The following is a 3979-nucleotide window of genomic DNA, read 5'->3' as shown; positions in this document are numbered from 1 at the left end:
AGCCGGATTGCCTCCGCCCTGAACTCGGGCGTGAAGCTCCGTCTCTTCCTTCGTTCCATGGGACACATCCTCTCGTGTTTCGACTCATCAGGGGTGTCCACAAAATCGGGGCAGGCTCAATTCCCACTGAAGAGTACGTGTGGGATCCGCTGTGCCTGGGCCCGCCCGCAACTCCTCAGCCGGGCCCCGCCTGACGCCCACGCGCAGGCCGCCTGAGGTCTGCTGCGGCGCGGAAGGCGTCCACTGTCTGGTACTGTGGCGGGCAACCCAGGAGGTCTGCTCGCCTTGTTCCTACCCAGTCCCTTGCATGCTGCCGCGCTCGCATCCCTGCTGGTGAGCCTTGCCGCAACGGCCCAGGCTGCGCCCACTGGGAGTTCGGTTCCCCGCTCCATCGTTCTCACGGGTAAAACGGGCGAGTCGCCGCTGATCTACCTGGCGCCTGGCTCCTTCACGTTCATCGTCCTGGATGCGCCGATCATGCGTGAGTCTGTCCAGGTGGAGGGGCACGCCCGCTTTGCCAGAGTCGACCCGAGCGAGTTGGGCATCACGCTTGTCCTCGCAGCGCCGATCGCGCCTACAGAGAGGCTGGCGCTCCGGTTCACCTACCGCGAGGGCTCGCCTCAAAGCGTCGTGTTCTTGCTCACCGGACAACCGGGTGAGGTGGATACCGTGGTCGCCGTCAGCCGCCCGCAACAGACCGTTGAGGCGTGCCGCGTCGAGCTGTCCGCCACGCGGGCGCGATACGAGGCGCTGAGCAAGGAACTGGAGGAGTTGAGAGCCCGGCCCCCAGCGGTGAGCCCGGCAGCCGTGGCGCTCGCGGGGCTCGTGGGCGTGAAGGGCATGCGGGTTGGGGCCTTCCGGGAAGGGTGCAACACGGTGGTGGGCGAGTTTGGCGCTGCCAAGTGCACGGGGCTCGCGGCGTCAACGTGGACGGTGCTTGTCCTCGAGGTGAGCAACGGTGGGGCGGAGCCGTGGGCGCCCGCGTGGGCCGAGGTCACGCCCGCAGCGGGAGGGGAGCCACGCCGCGCGCGCGCCGTGCTCTCCGGGCAAGCCACCATCCCCCCAGGCAGAACGATGAGCGTGGCCATTGAGGTGGAAATGCCCGCGAGGGAGCCGGAAGCATGGCTGCGGGCTCTTCACTCGCTGCGGATCTGCAACTCTGACGGGAGCCGCTGTCTGTCCGTTCCCAAGGTTTGGCTGTAGCAACAGGCGAGAGGTGCTCGGCATGTTCTGGCGACTGGATCCCAAGAATCTCAAGCCCGGTCAGATGGTAGACGGCTGGCGCATCGTCCGGAAGATCGGCGGCGGCAGCTATGCCGTTGTCTATGAGGTGGAGAAGGGCGGGAAGCGCTTCGCGCTCAAGGTGGCCTGCCAGGTGGACACGCGCGGTGATCCGAAGCAGACGGACGCGCGCGCAAGGCGCGAGGTGGTCTGTCTCCAGAAACTCGACCACCCCCACATCATCCGTATGTGGGCTCACGGCCGTTGCGGGGACCCTCGTTCGGGCTTCCTCTACGTCGTGCTCGATCTCGTGGACGGCTACACGCTAGGGGAGTGGGTGCGGCGGACCTACCCCACCGTGCATGAAGACGTCGTGGTGTTCCTCAAGCTGTTTGACGCGTTGGAGCACATGCACGGGCGGGGCGTGTTCCATCGCGACTTGAGCCTGAGAAACATCATGGTCACCAAGGAAGGCGAGCCGGTGGTCATCGACTTCGGGGCGGCGGACTATGCGGACGCCGAAGAGTTGACGGATGCACAGGTGCCCCCCTGCACGCCGCGCAACCGCAGCCCGGAGGCGGTGCGCTTCTGGCGGGAGAACCTCCACAACCCGGAGGCTCGTTACACCTTCCAGGCGACCGATGACATCTTCGCGCTCGGAGCCGACCTCTACGATGTGCTGACGGACCCAACCCCCGACCTCAGCAAGAATCGGCCCTCGCTCCAGGGCTTGGTGGCTCCTGCTTCCCCGTTCAAGGTCACCCAGGGGCGCGTGCCGCTGGACCTGAGCACCTATGCGATGATGTTGCTCCACCCCTCGCTCAAGGAGCGGCCCGCGACGGCGAAAGATGCGCGGCGTCCGCTGGAGGATTTCGCGAAGTGCGAGGGCCCGGAGTGGCGCGACACCCGTCCCCACCCTGTCGCCGCGCAGCTCCCGCCAGAACCCGCCGAAGGGGTTCCCGCCCCAGTCGAGGAGGAGCAGCCCGGGGGCGTGGAGGTACCGATCCCCGCTCACCCGTCCGCCGTGCAGGGGGCGGGGGTTGCTGCGCTCAACAGTGCGCGCCTTGCATTGCGCCGTCCGGCACTCGTGGGGTTGCTGGCGCTCGTGGTGCTCGCGGCAGCCGTGGCCGCCTCGCTGCTGCACAGGTCCGCACCAGCGGCGCCGTTCCCCATGGCCCGCAGCGCCCCAGCGGAGCAACCCCCACCCGCGCCTGCTCTGGCCGAAAAGCCGACAAGCCGCCCCGCTCAGTTACCCTCGTCTCATCCTACCCAGAAGGAGGCGAGCCCTTCCGTGCGACTGCCCGAGAATTCACCCACCCTCACCAACGGCGTACCCAACCCGCAGAAGGCCAGCCCCCGGCGCGTGCTGTCGAAGGTGGAGAGGTGCGCGCTACTCCTGTTCACCCTCGCATGGGTTGAAGCGGGCTGCACTGGCGTGCAGACGCGCCCGGACCCGGAGACGTGCCCCAAAGATGCCGTGGACGCGATGGAAAAAGAGCTAGGGTGGAGCGTGGGCTATCAGCAGCCCGCGATCGTCGTTGACCTGACCAAGGGGGGAACCCCGCACCCTCTGACCAAGGTCGAGGACGCTCACACAGTGTTCAAGGACGGGCCTGTGACGGGTGAGCTTGCCGAGGACGAGGGCAAAGCCCAGAAGGGGACACGGCTGGAGGGGCACCTGTGGACGACGGGGGATCGCATCTATGGCCGCTATCGCCGTGCCCACCTTCCAGGAGGGCGCACCGTTCCGATCTGCGTTGAGCTGATCAGCGGAGGCAATCTGGGCCTGGACAAGCAGGAGGGCTCGAAGCCCGGGGCCGCTGTGGGCTCGAAGGAAGTGAACGGGCTTGCAGTGGAGCGGTGGAGGTGAGCCGAGCCACGTGGGGTACGCCAGCGTCGGACGGGGGCCCCGGCCCGTGGGGCGCTCCCGCGTCGAGGAGCGCCTGCAGAGCCCGTGGAGCGCTCCCGCGCCCCAGGCGGGTCTGCTGGGCCAGTTAAGGGGGCGCGTCGTGGCTCCCGCGAAGCCGGTGGAGGACGCGCGCGCGCCCATCTCGGTAAGCCCGGTAGGCCAAAATCCTAGCAGCATAATCCCTGGGGCTACGAAACCGGGCAGAGCCTCGGGGCCGACTCGGTCAGGTCCAGTTCCTTGGCCACCTGGGGCAGTGACTTCGTGCCCTCTCTCAGCAGCCGGACTGCCTCCGTCCTGAACTCGAGCGTGAAACTCCGTCTCTTCCTTCGTTTCATGGGACACATCCTCTCGTGTTTCCACTCATCACGGGTACCCACAAAATCGGGGCAGGCTCAGTTGCGTGGGGCACGTGGACAGCGGTGAGTTGAGAGAACTCGTGGGTGGACGCGAACCTCGCCGTGTACGGCGCCGTGCGATACCGCTACAACGACCTGGGCGAGGTGGAGCTACGCGGCATGGCGAAGGCACTGAGCCATGCCCGAGCGGTCGGCGCCAACCTCTTCACGTTGCCCACTCCGGTCCGGCCGGACACCAAGCGCGTGTGGAGCATCGGCGACAACTCGAGACTGCTCCGCTCCCTCACCATCGACACGCTGGGCCGCGTGCAGCTCTCTGCCATAGCAGCGAGCGCTGAGTTCTCCTTGGACGGGATCCGCTTCTCCGCAGACTAAGAGGGTGTTGAGGCAAGGCATTCAGGCAAGGCGGCCCAGCATCAGTCGGATCATCCCCAGGTAGACGAAGGCTTCGGACGACTCCTCTTTTCGCTCGTAGTCTCTGGCCAGGCGTCGT

General features: G+C 67.0%; 3 protein-coding genes and 1 pseudogene. 3 read left to right on the top strand and 1 reads right to left on the bottom strand.

The features are described from left to right. The first annotated feature begins 285 nt into the window (after nt 1–285). Nucleotides 286–1203 (top strand): DUF2381 family protein, encoded by a 918-nt coding sequence (locus KY501_RS52625; RefSeq protein ID WP_224373200.1) that lies wholly within the window; start codon nt 286–288, stop codon nt 1201–1203. A gap of 22 nt (nt 1204–1225) precedes the next feature. Then, nucleotides 1226–3091 carry a serine/threonine protein kinase gene (locus tag KY501_RS52620; protein WP_224373198.1) on the top strand — a complete coding sequence of 622 codons (1866 nt, stop codon included), beginning with the start codon at nt 1226–1228 and terminating at the stop codon, nt 3089–3091. A gap of 245 nt (nt 3092–3336) precedes the next feature. On the opposite strand, the pseudogene KY501_RS52615 reads toward KY501_RS52620, so the two are convergent. Continuing rightward, nucleotides 3337–3465 (bottom strand): annotated as a pseudogene (locus KY501_RS52615) (transposase); the annotation flags it as partial. Between the two features lie 105 nt (nt 3466–3570). On the opposite strand from KY501_RS52615, the gene KY501_RS52610 reads away from it, so the two are divergent. Next, complete coding sequence (locus KY501_RS52610; protein ID WP_224373197.1) at nt 3571–3861, top strand: hypothetical protein; 291 nt, start codon at nt 3571–3573, stop codon at nt 3859–3861. The last annotated feature ends 118 nt before the right edge of the window (nt 3862–3979 follow it).

This window comes from Hyalangium versicolor (genome assembly GCF_020103695.1).
In the GTDB taxonomy this organism is placed as follows: Bacteria; Myxococcota; Myxococcia; order Myxococcales; family Myxococcaceae; genus Hyalangium; species Hyalangium versicolor.
Note: the sequence above shows the minus strand (reverse complement) of the source record. Positions and strands in the feature narration are given on the sequence as shown.

Excerpts from the sequence above, each read along its gene's own strand:
- KY501_RS52620 (WP_224373198.1), top strand. The coding sequence starts at position 1,226 with ATGTTCTGGCGACTGGATCCCAAGAATCTCAAGCCCGGTCAGATGGTA.